Source organism: Cohnella rhizosphaerae (genome assembly GCF_029525575.1).
Classification (GTDB): domain Bacteria; phylum Bacillota; class Bacilli; order Paenibacillales; family Paenibacillaceae; genus Cohnella; species Cohnella rhizosphaerae.
The window spans coordinates 447,523-467,828 of record NZ_JAPDIA010000008.1; the positions used below are offsets into that span (position 1 = coordinate 447,523).

Sequence of the window (20,306 nt, forward strand, 5' to 3'; positions counted from 1 at the left end):
GAACGTCATGGAAAGGGCAGCCGCCCACGGCATCCGCTACGACCGTCCGGCCGCGACGTTTTTCGAGGGCGCGCTGCTCGGCAACGGCAAGCTCGGCGCCGTCGTCACGACCCGGCCCGACGCGATCGTCATTCACTTCGGACATAACAACGTGTGGGACATTCGCATCGCGGAAAACAATAAAGAAAAGATCGGCACTTTCGAGAGTCTTTTCTCGAGGCTCAAGGAAATTCCCTCGCACTACGGCTCGCTTTCCGATGATCCCTGGTACCGCGAATACGTGGAGATGGCAGCAGAAAACTACGCCCGGCCTTATCCGCGCCCGATGCCCTGCGGCTCGCTGCTGCTCGGCTTCGACCGCCGGCGGATCGAAGTGCTCGGCCATACGCTTCGCATCCACGACGGCATGTGCGAGATCGATCTGCTCGCGGACGGCAAGCAAATGCAGCTTTTGACGTTCGTCGAGCAGGATTCGGACGCGCTGCGACTGGCGCTCAGGGCGGATGGCGGACCGGAAGACGTACAGATCGTTTTCAACCGCGTCAAGCTGATCGCCGATCCACGGACGCCGCAAGAGCTGCCTGCTCCGGAACCCTATATCGATGCGCAGCGGGGTCTGATGGCTTTTCGCCAGCGTTTGCCCGCCGCGACCGGCGGGGAGCCGGAAGATGACGGAAGGGCAACCGACCGCGCTTTCCGCCTGACGGCGACGTTCGAACCGAAGGCTGTCCTGCAGGCAGGCGTTTCCTCCTGGGAAGGACTGCTGAACCCGGTTCAGGCGGAAGGCAGGTTCGAGGTGCGCGTCGCGCTCGACGAGGGATTCGACGCCGACGTACCGGAGCCGGATGCCGCGCAGCAGGCTGGCGACGCCGGATTCGCAAGTGCATTCGCGCAGGCGGCGGACAGCTGGTCGCGCTTCTGGTCGCGCTCCGGCGTGGCGCTCGGCGACGCTTTTCTTGAGCGAACCTGGTACCGCAACTTGTACTTTTTCAACTGCGCCGTCTCGCCGGATGCCATTTGTCCGGGCTTGTTCGCCAACTGGAGCTACGGCAAGATCGGCTCCGAATGGCACGGCGACTATCATATGAACTACAACACGCAGCAGCCGTTCTGGCTGGCTTTCTCCAGCAACCACGTCGACAAGCATCTTGCCTACGTGGACATGGTCGAACGGATCGGACCGGTCAGCCGCAAGTGGGCGAGCGAATATTACGGGTCGCGAGGCGCGTATTACCCGCATTCGGCTTACCCGGTCGAGATGACGATGATGCCGTATCCGGTCCCGCATTGGGGCTGGGAAATTTGCGAGACGCCATGGACCGTGCAAAGCCTGTGGTGGCATTACCTGTACACGATGGATCTCGATTTTCTCGCCGGACGCGCGTTCGGTCCGATCCGCGACGCCGCGCTGTTCATGGTCGATTACATGAAACGTCCGGACGCGCGGGGAGAAGCTTGGGGCGACGAACGCTATCACGTTTATCCGACCGTCGCCCCGGAGCTGTACGAGCTGACGCCGGGCTTTCGTTTGAACCGGGATTGTATCGTCGATCTGACGCTGACGAAGTTCTTGTACCGCGCATTCGGGCAAGCTTGCGCAGCGCTAGGGCGGACGCAAGAGGAGGCGGAACTGCTCGCGGAGGTAGAGGAGGTGCTGTCGCATTTTCCGGACTATCCGACCGCGGAGTCGGCGCGCGGCACCGTTTTCGTCTCGGTCCCGGGTGAGGATCCGGAGGTCGTGTACAACGTGCCGAACGGCGTCGCTACGGTATTTCCCGGCGAGGACCACGGCTTGCATTCGCCGCCGGACGACTATGCGATCGCGGCGAACAGCTACCTCAACCATCGCAACGAAGGCGGCAACGACCTGGTGTTTTTCGCGATGGCCGGCGCCCGTCTGGGCCTGCTCGATCTCGAACGGTTCAAACGACAGATCGAATACTGCATGCTGCCCAACGGGACCTGCACCGACAAGCTCCTGGAGGCGGGCGGCCGCTATTCGGATACGACGCCTTTCGACTATATGGGGCAGATGGGGATCTGGTTTGAAAATTTCGCGCTGCCGGCCGTCATCAACGAGTGTCTGCTGCAGAGTTATAACGGCGTTTTGCGGCTGTTTCCCAATTGGCCCAAGCACCTGCCGGCTTCGTTCTCGACGCTGCGGGCGGCGGGCGGTTTTCTCGTAAGCGCTTCGCTCGAGAACGGCCAGGTAAGTTGGATCGACATCTTCAGCGAGGCCGGCGCTCCCCTTCAAATCTACAATCCGTGGACGGCCGATGCGGCCGTTCTGCGGGACGGCGCAGCCGAGCGGGCGAACGGCGCGCTTCTGGCGTTCGACATGCCGGCGGGAACGGCGCTGCGGCTTGTGCCGGTTCAAGATGGAAGCCATCATTCGATTAGGAGCTGATCCGTTTGCATCGAATCGTTAAGAGAAGAAGTCTCATCCTGCTGCTCGTCGTCGCGCTCTTCGCGCAGCTCGGTCTCGTCGCCCCCGGCGCGAAAAGGGCCGCCGCGGCCGACAAGGAGCTGGCGCAGAAGCCCTATATGGGCTGGAGCAGTTACAGCATGCAGGTGTACGACGGTCCGTCCGGCGGCTGGACTTCCGCTGCCAAGATCAAGCAGATGTCCGACGCGATGCACGAAAAGCTCCAGTCGCACGGTTACAACTACATCAATATCGACGCGGGCTGGAACGGCGGCATGGACGAATACGCCCGGCCGATTCCGAGCGAGACGCTGTATCCGGACGGCTTTCAGAACGTCATCGACTACGTTCACGCCAATGGGCAGAAGATCGGGATTTATCTGATCCCGGGGCTGTCGCCGGCGGCGTACGAGGCGAACCTGCCGATTTACGGCACGGAAAGCTGCCACATTCGGGACATCACGAAACAGCCCGTCCAATATGCGGATTACTGGAACATCGGCTATAAAATCGACTTTAAAACGAATCCCGAATGCGCGCAGGCCTACATCGATTCGATCGCGGATCTGATCGGCTCCTGGGGCATCGACTTCGTCAAGTTCGACAGCGTGACGCCGGGCTCCGGCCACAACGACACGACGATCGACGCGCGCGACGACGTGGCGGCCTGGTCCAAGGCGCTCGCTCGCCACGGGATCTGGTTCGAGCTGTCCTGGGCGCTTGACCACAACTATGCGGACGTGTGGAAAAAGTACGCTAACGGCTGGCGCGTCAATTGGGACGTCGAATCCTACGACCCGAAGGTCGGCCTGACGCAGTGGGCCAACATCGCCCGGCTGTTCCCGGACGCCGCGATCTGGTGGCGGGACGCGGGTCCCCGCACCGGCTGGAACGACTTCGACTCCCTGAACGTCGGCAACGGCGCGATGGACGGTCTGACCAAGGACGAGCGCCAGACGGCGATGACGTTCTGGTCCGTATCGGCGGCGCCGCTGTATACGGGCAACGATCTGACGCGCCTCGACAGCTTCGGTCTCCAACTGCTGACGAACGACGAGGTTATCGCCGTCAATCAGGCGGGCCGTCCGGCGCATCCCGTGTCCACCGCGACCAGCCAGCAGGTCTGGTTCGCGAACAACGGCGACGGCACCTACAACGTCGCGGTGTTCAACCTTGGAACCAAAGCCGAATCCATCACGGTAAACTGGCGCGATATCGGACTTAGCGGGCCGGCATCGGTTCGCGATCTGTGGAGCCACAGCGAGCTCGGTACGTTCGAGAAGGGCTATACGGCCGAAAGCGTCGATCCGCATGCGTCGCGCTTGTTCAAGGTAACGGCGAAGAGCGGAACGTCGTTCGTCAACGACGACGACACGGGCTTCATTTATGACGGCGACTGGACGCGCAACGGCGGCAAGGAAGTGTCCGCCGAGTCGCAGGATCTGACGGTGAACGTGGGGACGACGGCGCCTGGTCTGACGGCTTCCGCTCCGCAGGAAGACGTAAGCAACGTTCAAGATCCGGCGACGAACGCGCAAGCGTTAACGGCCGCCGATCATTATTACGTACTGAACGACGACGATACGGACATTCAGTACCAGGGAAACTGGAACGACAGCGGCGATCGGGGCTTAGGCGATTACGCGAACGACGTTCATTGGACGGACGGGAACGGCAATTCGTTTCAACTGACTTTTAAGGGTACGGGCATCGACTACATTACCGAAACGGAAGGCGCTCAGGGCAATGTCGACATCTATCTGGACGGCGCGCTGCAGGGCACGGCCGACACGCACAAGGACGACGGGCGTTCGGTGCAGCAGACCGTTTACCGGATCGAAGGGCTGGACGGCGAGGCGCATACGCTGAAAGGCGTGAAGCAGTCCGGCGGCTATGCGCTGCTGGATGCGCTCAAAGTGCGCGTCGACCATCTGATCGATCCGGCGGCAGCATCGTTCGACTCGGAGCTGCCGGCGGACGTTCAGACCGCGCTCAAGGTCGACGCCCGCTACTTGAACAGCGTGACGCTGAACGGGAGCTCGCTCGCCAATCCTGCGGACTACAGGGTAGCCGGCGGTACGGTAACGGTGAAAAAAGAAGCCTTCGCGGGTCTCGCGGCCGGCGATGCGACGCTCGCCTTCGCCTTCGCGGGCGGCGATTCGGAGTCGAAGACCGTTACGATCAGCGGCCAGAGCAGCGCGATCAGCCCGAAGACCGCTTCCTTCGACAAGAAGCCCGCGAATCAATCTGACGTGTCGACCACGCTGACGCTGAACGGCAATTCGCTTGTCGGCATCGCGAACGGCGACAAGGCGTTGACGGCCGGTACGGATTATTCGGTCGCCGGGACGACGGTCAAGATTGCGAAGTCTTATCTGGCCACGCTGCCTGTCGGCAGCGCGCAGCTCGCGTTCTCGTTCAGCGGCGGTGCGCCGCAGACGCTGACGATTAACGTGACCGATACGTCGGGACTGCGGTACGTGCTCGTGAACAACAGCGATGCGGGCATCGCGTACAGCGGCTCCTGGAACAACAACGGCGGCCGTCCGTACGGCGATTACCAGGGCGACGTGCAATTTACGGAAAACAACGGCGATTCGTTCACGTACGTGTTCTCGGGAACGGGCATCGGGATCGTTACGGAGATGGACAATTCCCAAGGCGATATGGACGTGTATCTGGACGGACAGCTCGTCTCGACGGTCGATACGCGCAGCGCGGTACGCAAGGGCTTCCAGACCGTGTACAGCGTCTCCGGTCTGCCGAACGGCCAGCATACGCTGAAGGGCGTCAAGAAGAACGGCCAGTTCATGCTGCTTGACGCGCTTCGAATCGAAAAGCCGAGCCTGCTCGGCGAGGAAGCGGTCGGATTCGATCCGGCGCAGCCGGCGGATGCGGCGGTAACCCTGCTCCGGGACAGCGGCAGCCTTGTCGACGTGAGGAACGGAACCAAAACGCTGTCGGCGGAAACGGATTATACTTTGACCGGCAATACGGTGACGATTCGCTCCTCTTATCTGGCGACGCTGCCGTCCGGGGCGACTACGCTTACTTTCGGCTTTAAAGGGGATGCGTTCAGCGACATTCACTATACGGCAAAAAACGAAGATTTCTACAGCTATACGTTTAAAGGAACGGGCTTTGCGCTACGCATGCCTACCGGTCCGTCTCAGGGCGAATTCGAGGTGTACGTGGACGGCGTATCGCAAGGGACGGGCGATGCGGAAAGCGCCGATTTGAAGCTTCAGCAAAACGTCTTCCAGTTGGACGGCTTGACGGACGGCACGCATACCGTTAAGGTCGTCAAAAAATCCGGCGACCTGCTGCTCGCGGACGGGATGGCTTATACGGTGGGCAGCGCGGACGTCGTGCCGCAAAATCCGTCCGGTCCCGTCACGCAGACGCCTGCGCCTGAAAAGGTTCAAGGCAGCGTAGGAGGCGCTTCCGGCAGCGGCGCCATCTCCGTAGACGTCAGCCGTACGACGCTAGGCGACGGCACGAAGCGGGACGAATTGACGCTCTCGGGCGCGTCCGTCAAGGATGCGATCGCCAAGCAGGCGGCTTCGGGCGCCGCGTCGATCGCGCTCGTCATTCCAGATGCGAATGACGAAGTGTCCGAGACCAAAGTGACGGTGCCGACCGACATCGCCAAGCAGCTCGCGGACGGCCGGCTTGACCTTAGTCTTGCGATCGGCGGCTCCAGGATCGTCGTACCGGCGGCATCGCTCGGCGCAGCCGGCGGGGATCTCGTCTTTACGACCAAGCCGCTGAAGAGCGCGGCCGATCGATCGGCCGCGCAGAGCCGCGCGAACGCGTCGAGCGTCGTCAAGGCCGCGTACGGCGGAGAAGCGGCCGTCATCGGGCGCCCGCTTGCGATCGATACGAACGTGCAAGGACGCAACGTCGACGTCGTGCTGCCGCTCGGCGAAGCCGCAAGCGCCGTCGCGAAGCAACTGGGCGTCTTCGTTGAGCACAGCGACGGTTCCACCGAGCTGAAGCGCGGCGAGATCGTCGATCTGGGCACGGGGAAAGGCTTCAAAATTACCGTGAACAAGTTCAGCACCTTTACGCTGCTGAGGCTGGGCGATCATTCTTCCGCGTCTCATCAAGCTTATATTAAAGGCTTTGCGGACGGCACGTTCAGACCTGCTGCGGCGCTGACGCGGGCGCAAATCGCGACGATCGTGGCGAGACTGACCGCGGGTACGGACAGCGGAGGCAACGGCCAAGCGAAGTCTTACGCGGACGTATCCGCTAGCCATTGGGCCGCGGCAGACATTGCTGCCGTCGGCAAGCTCGGACTCATGAACGGCTACGCGGACGGCACGTTCCGTCCGGATCAGGCGGTCACGCGCGCCGAGATGGCGGCGCTGGCCGCGAAGCTCGCGCAGCCTTCCGGCACGCCGGGCGCCGGCTTCAAAGACACGGCCGGCAGCTGGGCCGAAGCGGCGATCAAGCAGGCCCAAGGCGCTGGCTGGATCGCCGGCTACGCGGACGGCACTTTCCGTCCCGGCCAGGCGCTGACGCGCGCTGAGGCGGTGACGCTGCTGAACCGCGTGCTGGGCCGCGTGCCCGCGCAATCGGGCGGCGTCTCCGTATGGTCCGACGTGCCCGCGGGACACTGGGCGCTGGCCGATCTGCTCGAAGCCGCGGCGGATTGATCCGTTGGCGGACTGACAAGCGCGGGACTCTTCTGAACCGGAAGAGTCTCGCTATTTAAATGGATCGAAAATATATAATTGACATGTAACGCCCTTCGGCGCCTCTTGGTCCGGAATACGCCGATGTCCCGACAGGTAACGCTGTGCAGCGAATAACTCCCCATCTGGCATCGTCGCGCGAGGCGAGAAAGCGGATAGCGCTGGATAACGCAGGCTTCCAGCCGATTGTTAGGCGTCAAAGTAAGCGGAGATGGCAATGAGAATTGCGGGCGTAACCGAATGCAAGCCGAGCGAAAAATATCGGACTCAGATGGACGCTATTTCTTACAAATCGGTGCAATTGCGATCATTTTGGACTGGAGAGTCGTTAATTACCCAGATCAAGACTAAAAAAAGGTCTCCAATCCCGCAATAAGGGCTCCTCGCTCGGTCCGCGAGGGGGCCGCAAAGCACGATCGGAACAAAAATAAGGGCTCCTCAGTCCGTTCATCGCGCGCCATTGCGCAAACAAAGGTCGCACGAGTCTTTTCTAAAGGAGTGGATCGCATCGATCGCGCAGATGATCCGAAGCGATTGATGGAACGGGAACCGGCGGCGCCTATTATCGAACCGGCGGCTGCCGGAGAAAGGAAGAACAAGCCCATGCTGCTAAACGACAAGGTTTGCCTCATCACAGGGGGCGCTTCGGGGATCGGCGAGGTGACCGCCCGCCGCTTCGCCGCAGAAGGCGCGATCGTCGCGATCGTCGACATCGACGCCGAAGGCGGGCGCCGCGTCGCGGATGCGATCGCGGACGAAGGCGGGCGCGCAAGCGCCGTGCGCGCGGACGTCTCGTCGGAGGCGGATGTCGCAAGCGCCGCGGCGGAGATTTTGCGGACGTACGGCAGAATCGACGTGCTGCTCAACAATGCGGCGACCATCCTTCCCAAGCCGCTAGAAGAAGTGAGCGAGGAAGAATGGACGCGCGTCATCGCCATCAACTTGAAGAGCGTGTACCTGACGATCAAGCATACGATTCCCGCGCTGCGCCGCTCGAAGGGGAATATCGTGAACATGGCTTCGCTGAACGGACTTGTCGGACAGAAGCAGAACGCCGTCTATGCCTCCACGAAGGGGGGCGGTCATCGCGATGACGAAGGCGCTGGCGCTCGACTACGCGCCGGACGGCGTCCGCGTGAATTGCCTTTGCCCCGCCGGCGTCATGACGCCGCTGCTGGAGCAGTGGCGCCTTCGGCAGCCGGATCCCGAGGCGACGACCCGGCTGCTCGCAGACATGCATCCGCTCGGGCGCCCCGCTACGTCCGAGGAGATCGCCGACGCCGCTCTCTATCTGGCCTCGGAAGGCGCGCGGTTCATTACGGGCGTCGCGCTGCCCGTCGACGGCGGCGCCTCGCTCGGCTATTAACGCACTTTTTACACTTAGGAGGATACCCATGAAAATCACGAAAGCCGAAAGCTTTATTTTACACGTGCCGATCACGCCGCCCATCACCGACGCCATCAACGTCGCGACGCACTGGGGCGTTACCGGCGTACGCATCGAGACGGACGAAGGCATCGTCGGCTACGGCTATACCGGGACGACCGCCAAGGGCGACGAGATGATCGCGGATACGATCGACCGCTACTATGCGCCCGCGCTGATCGGCAGGGACCCTTTTATGGTCAGGCGCATCTGGGACGATCTGCGCTTCGGGCCGATGCACTGGATCGGACGCGCGGGCATTACGCATATGGCGCTCGCGGCGGTGGACGTCGCCCTGTGGGACATCATGTCCAAGGCGGCGGGCAAGCCGCTCTGGCAGTATCTCGGCGGACACAAGCCGGACAAGATCAAGGCGTACAACACGAACGGCGGCTGGCTGAACTGGAGCAAGGAGCGGCTGATCGCCGACATGACCGCGATGCTGGAGCAGGGCTTCACGGCGGTGAAAATGAAGGTGGGCAAGCCGGACCCGCGCGAAGATTTCGACCGGGTGCAGGCCGTTCGCAAGGCGATCGGAGACGAGGCGGGGCTCATGATCGACGTCAACCAGCAGTGGAATATCACGACGGCGATGACATGGGGCAAAAAGCTGGAGCAGTTCGACCTGATCTGGCTCGAGGAGCCGCTTAATCCCGACGACATTCCGGGCCATCGCAAGCTGGCGGACGAATTGAACGTGCCGATCGCGCTCGGCGAGCATGTATACAACAAATACGCGTTCCGCGATTACATCGCGCAGGGCGCCGTCGAGTATGTCCAGGTGGACGTGACGCGGGTCGCCGGCGTGACCGAGTGGCTGCAGGTGGCCGGCATGGCCGCCGCGTACGATCTGCCGGTTTGCCCGCACGTCGGCGATATGGGACAAATTCACCAGCATCTCGTCGCGGCGACGCCGAACGCGGTCATGCTCGAATACATTCCGTGGATTCGCCATATTTTCGAAGAGCCGATCGAGGTGGCGAACGGATTTTACAAGCTGCCGGAGCTGCCCGGCGCGTCCACGACGATTTTGCCGCGTTATTTTGAGGAGTATCGCGTTAAATAAACGGCCGTGGAGCGCGGAATACCGCGAAACCGCATGGGGAGGAGCGTCTTGGGCATGAGAGCGTCGCATCCGGAAGCGCAGTGGTTCGACGAAGCGAGATTCGGCCTGTTTATCCACTGGGGACCTTATTCTTTGAGGGAGATCGAAGCGTCGTGGCCGCTCTTGGACAAAAGCGACAAGGCGATCGGCGTGGAAGCCTACGAGGCGCTGGCGGACGAATTCAACCCGGCGCGCTACGATCCCAAGGCTTGGGCGCGCGCGGCGAAGGAAGCCGGGGCCAAGTACGTCGTGCTGACCGCCAAGCATCACGACGGATTTTGTCTGTTCGACACGAAGACGACGGATTACAATGCCGCCCGGCGAGGGCCGAAGCGCGACCTGATCGGGCCTTACGTCGAAGCGATGCGGGATGAGGGCCTCAAGGTCGGTCTCTACTTCACGACGATCGACTGGCACGATCCGGACTTCGCGACGATTCCGATCGCGTCCTGGCTTGCGTCTCCCAAACCGAACGTTTACGATCCGCTGCGCTGGTGGTCGTTTCATCAACGCTTCGTCGAGCAGCTGCGGGAGCTTCTGACGGGCTACGGGCGCATCGACCTGATCTGGTTCGATGTGCCGGGCTTCGGCGCGGACCGCTGGCGCAGCCACGAGGTGAAGCGGATGATGCTGAACCTCCAGCCGCATCTCGTCGTCAACGACCGGCTGCCCGACGCGGGCGATTACGAGACGCCGGAGCAATTCGTGCCGCTGCATCCGCCGGACGAGTGGTGGGAGACGTGTTTGACGATGAACGATCAATGGGCGTATCATTCGGATCCCGATACGTACAAGCCGCCCGTGGCGCTGCTCGATACGCTGCTCGAGGTCGCGACCAAGGGGGGCAATCTGCTTCTGAACGTGGGCCCGCGTCCGGACGGCACCTGGCCAGAGCCGGCGCTGGCGCGGCTGGAAGCGATCGGCGCTTGGCTGCGGCATTCCGGCGAGAGCGTTTACGGCACGCAAAGAACGCCGGCGCATTTTCCTCCGGCGTTCTACGGTCCGACGACCGTCAAATCGAAAACGGTTTATTTGCATGTCAGGGATATTCCGAGGTTCCCGCTCGAGCTTCGGGAGATGGGCGGCCGGGTTCGGAACGTGAGGCTGGTCAGAACGGGGGGAGCCGCTCAACTACCGGACGGAAGTCGTCAGCGGCTTCTCGGGCGGCGTCGACGGTCATCACAGCATCCAGCGCCTCTCGATCGACCTGCCGGAGGCGTTGCTGGACGAATGGAACACGGTCGTGGCGGTCGAATACGAGGAGCTTCCGGTCTGGCCCGGGAAACGCGCCTGAACCGCCTGAAGGGCCGGTTCCCGCAAGCGGTTTACGCCTTTTTGACGACGCCGGCGAGCTCGCGAACGAGCGACTCGTCCGGCGTGATGAACAGCGTCTTTTGCCCTTCGTAGATGACGAACCCCGGTTTCGCGCCGCTCGGCTTGCGAACGAGGCGTATTTTCGTGTAATCGACCGGTACGAGACTCGATTCCTTGCCTTTGCTGTAGTACGCGGCCAGCATGGCGGCTTCCTTGAGCGTCTGCTCGCCGTAGTCGGCGGCGCGGATGAGCACGTGCGATCCGGGCATGTCCTTCGTATGCAGCCAGGTGTCGTTCGGCTGCCCGAGCCGGTTGGTCACATAATCGTTTTGCGTATTGTTTTTGCCTACGTAGATCGGCACGCCCTCGCTGGAAGTATAGCAGAGGATGGCGGGCCGGTCGTTTTTCTTTTTGCCCCGGTCGCCCTTGCGTCCGCCGCGCGCGCGAATGTAGCCCTGCTCCGTCAACTCCGCGCGGATCTCCTCGATGTCGGCCGGCGTCGCCGTGTCCAGCCCCTGCAGCACCGATTCGAGATAGGCGATTTCACGCCCGGTCTCCTCGATCTGTTCAGTGACGACGTCGCGGCTGTTTTTCATTTTTGTATACTTGCGGAAATAACGCTGGGCGTTCTCGTTGGGCGTCAGCAGCGGGTCCAGCTGCACGCGCACCGTCGGCTGATCTTCCTCGTAATAATCGGTCACCTCGACCTGCTTATCCCCTTTGCTCATGGCGTACAAATGCGCGGTCAGCAGCTCCCCGATCCGGCGATATTTGTCCGCGCCAGCCGCTTCCTCCAGCGTTTGGCGGAGCTTTTCGAGCTTTTTGACGTTTTTGGCCGTCTCGTTCTGCAGCAGGCGGGTCAGATCGACGGTCCGCTGACGGACGAGATCGCGCGCGGCCTTGTCGATATAGTACGTTTCGAGGCAAGCGTGCATCGAATCGCAGCCGCGAACTTCGCCCTGCGCATGCGTCAGCGGCAAAGCGTGAAACAGGGTGCGGCCTGACGGCTCTTCGACGATGGACGGCGCGTAGCGATGGGCCGCAGCGTCGGCCATCAGCGCGGCGAAGGCGGCGGGAATGTCGGCTTCGCGACCGCCGGCGCGGAAGACGATCTCCTTGGCGAGCAGCGGGCTGAAGCCCGTGAAGGCTTCGACCAATGCGCCGGCGGGCGGCGACCCGGCCGACTCGGACAACGCGCGCTCGACGTCCGCCGCCGTCGCTTCGAGCGGATTGCGCTTGTCCTGAGCCGGCGGCGCCACATAACGGACGCCCGGCAGCACGACCCGATAGCTGCTGATGGCGGGCGTCACGTGCCGGATGCTGTCGTGGACGATGCCGGTCGCCGGATCGAGCAGCACCAGGTTGCTGTGGCGGCCCATGATCTCCAGGACGAGCCGCTTGAGCGACAGGTCTCCGAGCTCGTCCCTGTGGCGGACGTCGATCTCGACGATCCGCTCGGCGCCGAGCTGGCGCACCGCTTCGATAATGCCGCCCTCGCAGTGCTTCCGCAGGAGCATGCAGAACATCGGCGGCTCCTGGGGATTGGCCCAGGGCTGCTCCGTATAATGAAGCCTCGGCATCGAAGGATGGGCGGACAGCAGCAGCTTGCGGCCGAAGCCCTGGCCGCGGATATGCAGAACGACCTCGTTTTCGGTCGGTTGATAGATTTTGGCGATGCGGGCGCCGACGATCTCTCCCAGCTCGTGGACGAGCGCGCGCACGACGATGCCGTCGAGTGACATAAAGGCATGACTCCTGACCGATGCGAATTTCGGAATTTCCGTTCCTTTATGATGCCACAGATGGTCTCAAAGGGAAAGGCGCCGGACAAGGGGATATTTCCGGGCTTGGCCGAATAGACATAGGCTAGTAGGCTGTCCGGCTTCGTCCGGAGGGCGATATCCGGGAGGAGGAACCCGTCGTGGAAGGGAAGGCCTGGCATCAGCTAAGCGAAGACGAGCTAGCCGTATTGCTCCAGACGAACACGAAGGCAGGGCTGGCGCCGAGCGCCGCGCAGGAGAGGCTGGCGGGACACGGGAAAAACGAGCTGGCGGAGAAGCGCAGGGAGTCTCCGATCAAGCTGCTGCTCAATCAATTCAAGGACTTCATGGTGCTCGTGCTGGCAGGCGCGACGGTCGTGTCGGGTTTGCTGGGCGAGATGCTGGACGCCCTCACGATCATCGCCATCATCGTTCTGAACGGGCTGCTCGGCTTTTATCAGGAGTTTAGGGCGGAGCGCTCGCTCCGGGCGCTCAAGGAGCTGTCGGCGCCGAATGCCAAGGTTATTCGCGGGGGGCGGCCTCCAGGTGGTGCCCGCCAGCGAGCTGGTGCCGGGCGATCTCGTCGTGCTCGAGAGCGGCGACCGGGTGCCCGCCGACCTTCGGCTCGTGCAGAGCAGCCAGTGCATGATCGAGGAGGCCGCGCTCACCGGGGAGTCCGTGCCGGCGGCCAAGCAGTCCATGCCGCTCTATGCCGCCGAGCTGCCCCTCGGCGACCGGAAAAACTGCGCTTACCTCGGCACGATGGTGACGCGCGGCACCGCCCGCGGCGTCGTCGTGCGCACCGGCATGAGCACCGAGATGGGCAAGATCGCCGACCTGATCCAGCAGACGGACGAAGCCGAGACGCCGCTTCAGCACCGGCTGGAGCAGCTCGGCAAGATCCTGATCGTCGTCGCTCTGGCGCTTACCGTGCTCGTCGTCGCCGCCGGCGTGCTGCACGGCCAGCCGCTCTACGGCATGTTCCTGGCCGGTGTCAGCCTCGCCGTCGCGGCCATTCCGGAAGGGCTGCCCGCGATCGTCACGATCGCGCTCGCGCTCGGCGTGCAGCGCATGATCCGGCGCAAGGCGATCGTCCGCAAGCTCCCTTCGGTCGAAACGCTCGGCTGCGCGTCCGTCATCTGCTCCGACAAGACGGGCACCCTCACGCAAAACAAGATGACCGTCACCAAAGTTTGGACCGGCGGCCGGGACATCGACGTCACGGGCGAAGGCTACGGACCGGCAGGCCAGCTGCTCGAACGCGGGAGCGCGGTAGACGTGAAGGGCGACGCATCGCTGCGCAGGCTCATCCAGGTGGCGGCGCTTTGCAACAACGCCGAGCTGGCCAAGGCCGACCGCGGCGCCGAGCAAAGGGGACGGAAGGCGGAGCGCGGCGAGGAGGAAGCGCTCGAGGATACCGACTGGATGGTCAAAGGAGACCCCACGGAAGGGGCGCTGCTGGCGCTCGCGGCCAAGTCGGGACTGCCCAGAACCTCGCTAGAAGCGCTGTATCCGCGCGTGAAGGAATTTCCGTTCGACGCCGACCGCAAGCGCATGTCGGTGCTCGTATCGCACCAGGGCGGACGCCTCGTCTGCACGAAAGGCGCGCCGGACCTTCTGATCGACCGCTGCGCCTATGCCCTGTGGGACGGAAAGGTCGTACCGTTCACGGGGACGCTTCGGCAAAAAGTATTGCGCGCGAACGAAGCGATGGCCAATGAAGCGCTGCGCGTGCTCGGGTTCGCGTATCGCGACGCCAAAGGCGGCGAAAATTGCGAATCCGAGGACGAGGCGGAAGAGGGGCTCGTCTTCGTCGGCCTCGGCGGCATGATCGATCCCCCGCGCCGCGAGGTGCACGATGCGATCGTCAAATGCAAGGCGGCCGGCATCAAGACGGTGATGATCACCGGCGACCATCAGATGACCGCCGAGGCGATCGCACGTACGCTGGGCATTCTGCCCCGCGACGGCAAATCCGTCAGCGGCGCGGAGCTGGCGGGCATGACCGACGAGCAACTGGACAAAATTTCCGACGACGTCTACGTTTACGCCCGCGTATCCCCCGAGCACAAGCTTCGCATCGTGCAATCGCTGCAGCGGCGCGGACACGTCGTGGCGATGACCGGAGACGGGGTCAACGACGCGCCGGCCGTCAAGGCGGCGGACATCGGCATCGCGATGGGCATTACCGGCACCGACGTGACCAAGGAAGCCTCGGCGCTCGTTCTGGCCGACGACAATTTCTCGTCGATCGTCGCGGCGGTCGAAGAGGGACGGGGCATCTACGAAAATATCCGCAAGTTCATCCGGTATTTGCTGGCTTCGAACGTCGGCGAGATTCTTGTCATGTTTTTCGCGATGATGGCCGCGCTGCCGCTGCCGCTCATCCCGATCCAGATTTTGTGGGTCAATCTGGTTACCGACGGATTGCCCGCGATGGCGCTCGGCATCGATCAGGCCGAGAGCGACCTGATGCGGCACAAGCCGAGATCGGCCAAGGAGAACATCTTCGCGCGGCGTCTGGGCTGGAAAATCGTCAGCCGCGGCGTGTTGATCGGCGCCTGCACGCTGGCGGCGTTCGTCCTCGCTCTCGGCGGCCGGGACGCGGACGCCGCGGCGCTCGTCCACGCGCAGAGCGTCGCGTTCGCCACGCTCGTCATGGCGCAACTGATCCATGTGTTCGACTGCCGCAGCTCGCGCTCCATTTTCCATCGCCGGTTTTTCGAAAACAAGTTTCTCGTACTGGCCGTCCTGTCCTCGCTGCTGCTTCTGCTCGCCGTCCTGTACTTCGAGCCGCTGCAGCCGGTCTTCAAGACCGTGCCGCTCGATCTCCGCGATTGGGCGCTCGTCTTCGTGGCCGCCGGCATCCCCACGTTCGCGATGGGCATCGGAAGCGTATGGGGCTCGTCGCGCCGCCGCCGCAGCGGCGGCCGCATCTCATACGGCGGCCGGGGCGCAGGCACGGTCAAGACGGTCGCCCGCTGATTCTCGGCTGCGGCTTGGCCGGCCCTTCTGACCGCCGTTCCGCCGAAAGCTCTCGCTGTCGCTGTTTGGATAGTCCGCCCGTTCGCGCCGCTCGCGCGAGCGGGCTTATTGCATTTTACGCTGCGCGATCGCGCGCGTCCGTCCGGGCGGTATCCATGCGGAAAAGTACAAACTAATTTGCGAATCCTGTATGCGCAGCGAAGTCGCGTTGCGGTATGATAGGGACACGGAAGGACAGGTCCGACATCGAACTTATACCAGGAGGGCATACCCCTATGCAATTTACGAAAATGCACGGCCTCGGCAACGACTTCATCGTGGTGCACGGCGAAACCTCGCTCCCGGCCGACGCGGCCGAACGCGCCGTCAAGCTTTGCAACCGGTATTTCGGCATCGGCGCCGACGGGCTCGTCTATATCCTGCCTTCGGAGCGCGCGGATTTCAAAATGCGCATCATCAATTCGGACGGCTCGGAAGCCGAGCAGTGCGGCAACGCGATCCGCTGCGTCGCCAAGTACGTGTACGACAACGGACTGATCGGCCGCGAAGCGATCACGATCGAGACGCTGGGCGCGGGCGTGCAGCCCGTCCAGCTCGAAGTCGAGGGCGGCAGCGTCCGCCGCGTCCGCGTCGACATGGGCGAGCCGATCCTGAACGGCCTTGACGTGCCGACGACGATCGACGCCAATCCCGTCATCGGGCAAACGGTCGAGATCGACGGCCGCGCGTTCAAGTTCACCGCCGTCTCGATGGGCAATCCGCACGCGGTCATCTACGTCGACGACGCGGTCGGGTTCGACCTGGCGACCTGGGGACCGAAGCTTGAGACGCATCCCTTGTTCCCGCGCAAGATCAACGTCGAATTCGCGAAGGTCAACTCCGCGGAGCAAGTCGACATGCGCGTCTGGGAGCGCGGCGCGGGCCCGACGCTCGCCTGCGGCACCGGCGCCTGCGCGACGCTCGTCTCGTCCGTGCTGAACGGACTGACCGGCCGATCGGCGACGATCTCGCTTGCCGGCGGCGATCTGTACATCGAGTGGAGCGAGGACAACAACCGCGTCTACATGACCGGTCCGGCCGAAGCGGTATATACCGGCACGGTCTGATCAAGACGCGGCGGCGAAACGCCGCAGGCGCCCGCTCCTCCACTTTCGGGAACCCGGACTCGTCCGGGTTCTTTCTCCATATTCGGGCGGCTGATCGGCGATCGGGGCTTGCAGCGGCGCGGCTGCCATTTTCGAGAGGGGAAGAAGTATGCTACATTAATAGAACGATTGCGCGTACATCATTTATGACATAGATAGGATGGGAAGCCTCTTGAAACCGGATTTTCGCACAGCGCTGAGCCAGCGGCCGCTCGTCGGCGACGGGGCGATGGGAACCTACCTCTACCAGCTCGGATTCCCGATCGGCGTCGCGTTCGAAGAATATAACCTGATCAAGCCCGAGATGATCCTGGAGGTTCACCGCCGCTACGTCGCCGCCGGCGCCGAAGTCCTCGAGACCAACACGTTCGCCGCGCAGCACGGCAACCTGGTGCGGTTCGGTCTCGAAAAGCGGACCGCCGACATCAACGCAGCCGGCGTCGCGCTCGCGCGGCAGGCCGGCGGCGACGCGTCCTACGTACTTGGCGCGGTCGGCGCGATCCGGGCCGGCCAGCGCAAAAACGCGCGGACGGCGGAGATCACCCGCGACTACGAGGAGCAGATCGGCGCGCTGGTCGGCGCCGGCGCCGACGGCATTTTGCTCGAGACGTTTTTCGAGCTCGACGAGCTGATGCTGGCGCTGCGCGTCGCGCGCAGGCTGGGCGATCTGCCGGTCGTCTGCCAGTTCGCCGTGGACGATCCCGCGGTGACGCGCGACGGCGTGCCGATGGGCGAAGCGCTGCGCAGGCTCCGGGACGAGGGGGCCGACGTCGTCGGCTTCAATTGCCGCAGCGGCCCGAACGGCATTCTCCGGGCCGTACAGAACATCCCGCTCGATCTCGGTCTTCCGCTCAGCGCCTTCCCGAACGCCGGCCTGCCGGATTACGAGGACGGCAAAGTCGTCTATTCCGCTTCTCCGGCCTACTTCGGCGACAACGCCAGGACGTTCGCGGACAACGGCGTCCGTCTGATCGGCGGCTGCTGCGGAACGACGCCCGAGCATATCGCCGAGATCGCCGCGGCTTTGCGCGGCTACGCGCCCAACGAGGCTGCGTCGCAGCGTCCGGCGACGGCCGTCGAGTCGAGCGTCGCGCCGTCCCGGCAGACGTCCGATTCGGCATCCGGCGGCGTCGAAGAGCCGGCCAACATCGTTCAGCTCGTCCGCGAGCGGCATACCGTCATCGTCGAGCTCGATCCGCCGAAGGATCTCGACATCGGCCGCTTCATGGACGGCGCCGCGGCGCTTCGGGACGCCGGCGCCGACGCGCTGACGATGGCGGACAATTCGCTTGCGGTCACGCGCATGAGCAACATGGCGCTCGGCGCCCTCGTGCAGGAACGGGTCGGCATCCGGCCGCTCGTGCACATCGCCTGCCGCGACCGCAACCTGATCGGCACGCAGTCGCTTATGATGGGCTTCGACGCGCTCGGCATCGACCATGTGCTGGCCGTGACCGGCGACCCTGCGAAGTTCGGGGACCTGCCGGGCTCGAGCTCGGTTTACGATCTGACCTCGTTCGAGATCATCAAGATGATCAAGCAGCTCAACGAAGGCATCGCGTTCTCCGGCCGCGCCCTCAAGCAGAAGGCGAAGTTCGTCATCGGCGCGGCGTTCAACCCGAACGTCAAGCATCTGGACAAAGCGGTGCAGCGGCTCGAGAAGAAGGTGGCCGCCGGCGCGGACTATATCATGACGCAGCCGGTGTACGATCCCGAGCTGATCGCGCGCATCGCCGAGGCGACCAGACATATCGGCGTTCCGATTTTCCTCGGCATCTTCCCGCTGGCGAGCGGCCGCAACGCCGAATATTTGCACAACGAGGTGCCCGGCATCCAGCTGTCCGACGCCGTGCGCGAGCGGATGCGCGGCCTCGAGGGCGCCGAAGGGAAAGCCGAGGGGATCGCTGTCGCCAAGGAACTGCTCGACGCGGCGATGAAGCATTTTAACGGCATCTATCTGATGACCCCGTTCCTTCATTACGAGATGACGGTCGAATTGACGCGTTACGTCAAGGAGAAAAGCGGCGTTCATGCCGACAATTGCGGCTGCGCCTCTTGTCCGCCCAACGATTATCAAGTAAAATGAGTCAATATGGCCTGCCGCGTTCGAACGTTATCTACAAGCCGAACGCGGACGGTGCCAAGCGTATTCCATCGATTGCGGTATGCGGGAGCGCCGCAGTGGCAACAATGGTGCCTATCCGGCGCCATCCGGCCGCTGCCAGCAAGACATGGACCGGAGGGAATAGTGGCATGGCGATCAAGCTCATCAACATCGGATTCGGCAATATTGTATCGGCGAATCGGATCATCTCCATCGTGAGTCCCGAGTCCGCGCCGATCAAGCGGATCATTCAAGAAGCGCGCGACCGGCATATGCTGATCGACGCGACGTACGGCCGCCGCACGCGCGCCGTCATTATTACGGACAGCGATCACGTGATACTGTCCGCGGTCCAGCCGGAGACGGTGGCGCATCGCCTGTCCACCAAAGACGACGAACATGACGAATGAATCGGGGAAGTCCATGAACAGAGGTTTGCTGATCGTATTGTCCGGTCCGTCGGGCGTCGGGAAAGGGACGGTATGCGCGGCGCTGCGCCGCAAGCTGCCCGAACTGACCTATTCCGTCTCGGCGACGACGCGGTCTCCGCGGGCCGGCGAGATCGACGGGGTCAACTATTTTTTCAAGACGCGCGAGCAGTTCAAGGATATGATCGAACGCGACGCGCTGCTTGAGCACGCAGAGTACGTAGGCAACTACTACGGCACTCCGCGCGACTTCGTGGAGAAGACGCTGTCCGAGGGCAAGGACATCATTCTCGAGATCGAAGTCCAGGGCGCGGTCAAGGTGCGGGAGAAATTTCCCGAGGGCGTCCTCGTCTTCTTGCTTCCCCCGTCGCTGCAGCAGCTGAAGGACCGGCTGACGGGCCGGGGCACGGAGACCCAGGCGACCATCGATCACCGCCTTTCCGTCGCGGTCGAGGAGATGAACCTGCTCGAGCATTACGATTATGCGGTCGTCAACGACGAGATCGACGCGGCTTGCCGCCGCATCGAGAGCATCATGATCGCCGAGCATTGCAAGCGCGAGCGCTTCCTGCACGAGCTGTTCGTCGAGCTCGAAGGCTTGCGCGAAAAGCAGAACATACCGGAGAGGTGATTAGATGCTATACCCATCGATCGACGAGCTCGTCCGCAAGGTGGACAGCAAATACACATTGGTCGTCGCGGCCTCCAAGCGCGCGCGGTCGCTGCGCGAAGGACAGAGCAGCAAGCTGCACGCGCCCAAGTCCCACAAGGTCGTAGGCGTCGCGCTCGAAGAGATTTTCAAGGATTACATCACGGTCGAGGCGATCTCCGAAGAGGACGCCACAGACGAGAAGTATGAAGAACAAGCATAAACGGCTGCAAACAACCCTTCGAGGTTGTTTTTTTTTCAGAAT

Annotated in this window: 11 protein-coding genes and 1 pseudogene; 11 read left to right on the forward strand and 1 reads right to left on the reverse strand. The window is 63.0% G+C overall.

Going from position 1 to position 20,306, the window contains the following annotated elements; translation table 11 throughout:
• Positions 1-7 precede the first annotated feature (7 nt).
• The 5 genes from OMP40_RS25425 to OMP40_RS25450 all read left to right on the forward strand — a co-directional run bounded on the left by OMP40_RS25425 (position 8) and on the right by OMP40_RS25450 (position 11,063).
• The gene (locus OMP40_RS25425) at positions 8-2,407 is read left to right on the forward strand and encodes a glycosyl hydrolase family 95 catalytic domain-containing protein (protein ID WP_277538025.1); all 2,400 of its coding nucleotides are present in this window, start codon (positions 8-10) and stop codon (positions 2,405-2,407) included.
• A 5-nt stretch (positions 2,408-2,412) separates the two neighbouring features.
• Positions 2,413-7,086 (forward strand): X2-like carbohydrate binding domain-containing protein, encoded by a 4,674-nt coding sequence (locus OMP40_RS25430; RefSeq protein ID WP_277535564.1) that lies wholly within the window; start codon positions 2,413-2,415, stop codon positions 7,084-7,086.
• A 642-nt stretch (positions 7,087-7,728) separates the two neighbouring features.
• Positions 7,729-8,523 (forward strand): SDR family NAD(P)-dependent oxidoreductase, encoded by a 795-nt coding sequence (locus OMP40_RS43190; RefSeq protein WP_459076923.1) that lies wholly within the window; start codon positions 7,729-7,731, stop codon positions 8,521-8,523.
• Positions 8,520-9,617 carry a mandelate racemase/muconate lactonizing enzyme family protein gene (locus OMP40_RS25445; protein WP_277535566.1) on the forward strand — a complete coding sequence of 366 codons (1,098 nt, stop codon included), beginning with the start codon at positions 8,520-8,522 and terminating at the stop codon, positions 9,615-9,617. The genes OMP40_RS43190 and OMP40_RS25445 overlap by 4 nt, the downstream gene beginning before the upstream one ends.
• A 54-nt stretch (positions 9,618-9,671) precedes the next feature.
• Positions 9,672-11,063 (forward strand): alpha-L-fucosidase, encoded by a 1,392-nt coding sequence (locus OMP40_RS25450; protein WP_277535570.1) that lies wholly within the window; start codon positions 9,672-9,674, stop codon positions 11,061-11,063.
• Here the strand turns inward: OMP40_RS25450 and OMP40_RS25455 are convergent.
• A complete protein-coding gene (locus tag OMP40_RS25455) occupies positions 10,982-12,712 on the reverse strand; it encodes an Rqc2 family fibronectin-binding protein (RefSeq protein WP_277535573.1) in 1,731 nt (576 codons plus the stop codon). The two genes, OMP40_RS25450 and OMP40_RS25455, sit on opposite strands and share 82 nt — an antisense overlap.
• A gap of 179 nt (positions 12,713-12,891) precedes the next feature.
• On the opposite strand from OMP40_RS25455, the pseudogene OMP40_RS25460 reads away from it, so the two are divergent.
• From OMP40_RS25460 to rpoZ, 6 genes and pseudogenes are all read left to right on the forward strand, one after another.
• Positions 12,892-15,715 (forward strand): annotated as a pseudogene (locus tag OMP40_RS25460) (calcium-translocating P-type ATPase, SERCA-type).
• Between the two features lie 275 nt (positions 15,716-15,990).
• The gene (gene dapF, locus OMP40_RS25465) at positions 15,991-16,821 is read left to right on the forward strand and encodes a diaminopimelate epimerase (RefSeq protein WP_277535576.1); all 831 of its coding nucleotides are present in this window, start codon (positions 15,991-15,993) and stop codon (positions 16,819-16,821) included.
• Between the two features lie 211 nt (positions 16,822-17,032).
• Positions 17,033-18,946: a bifunctional homocysteine S-methyltransferase/methylenetetrahydrofolate reductase gene (locus OMP40_RS25470; RefSeq protein ID WP_277535577.1), complete on the forward strand. Its 1,914-nt coding sequence runs from the start codon at positions 17,033-17,035 to the stop codon at positions 18,944-18,946.
• Between the two features lie 167 nt (positions 18,947-19,113).
• Positions 19,114-19,374 (forward strand): extracellular matrix/biofilm regulator RemA, encoded by a 261-nt coding sequence (gene remA, locus OMP40_RS25475; RefSeq protein ID WP_027084220.1) that lies wholly within the window; start codon positions 19,114-19,116, stop codon positions 19,372-19,374.
• A 13-nt stretch (positions 19,375-19,387) separates the two neighbouring features.
• Entirely contained in the window at positions 19,388-20,023 is a 636-nt protein-coding gene (gene gmk / locus OMP40_RS25480) for a guanylate kinase (protein ID WP_277535578.1), read from the forward strand.
• A gap of 4 nt (positions 20,024-20,027) precedes the next feature.
• Positions 20,028-20,264, forward strand: a complete 237-nt coding sequence (gene rpoZ, locus OMP40_RS25485; RefSeq protein WP_277535580.1) for a DNA-directed RNA polymerase subunit omega — start codon at positions 20,028-20,030, stop codon at positions 20,262-20,264.
• The last annotated feature ends 42 nt before the right edge of the window (positions 20,265-20,306 follow it).

Bases quoted from the DNA above. Each gene is read 5' to 3' on its own strand.
- OMP40_RS25425 (WP_277538025.1), top strand. From the start codon at position 8: ATGGAAAGGGCAGCCGCCCACGGCATCCGCTACGACCGTCCGGCCGCG.
- OMP40_RS43190 (WP_459076923.1), top strand. From the start codon at position 7,729: ATGCTGCTAAACGACAAGGTTTGCCTCATCACAGGGGGCGCTTCGGGG.
- dapF (WP_277535576.1), top strand. From the start codon at position 15,991: ATGCAATTTACGAAAATGCACGGCCTCGGCAACGACTTCATCGTGGTG.
- OMP40_RS25450 (WP_277535570.1), top strand. From the start codon at position 9,672: ATGAGAGCGTCGCATCCGGAAGCGCAGTGGTTCGACGAAGCGAGATTC.
- OMP40_RS25455 (WP_277535573.1), bottom strand. From the start codon at position 12,712: ATGTCACTCGACGGCATCGTCGTGCGCGCGCTCGTCCACGAGCTGGGA.
- rpoZ (WP_277535580.1), top strand. From the start codon at position 20,028: ATGCTATACCCATCGATCGACGAGCTCGTCCGCAAGGTGGACAGCAAA.
- OMP40_RS25445 (WP_277535566.1), top strand. From the start codon at position 8,520: ATGAAAATCACGAAAGCCGAAAGCTTTATTTTACACGTGCCGATCACG.
- gmk (WP_277535578.1), top strand. From the start codon at position 19,388: ATGAACAGAGGTTTGCTGATCGTATTGTCCGGTCCGTCGGGCGTCGGG.
- remA (WP_027084220.1), top strand. From the start codon at position 19,114: ATGGCGATCAAGCTCATCAACATCGGATTCGGCAATATTGTATCGGCG.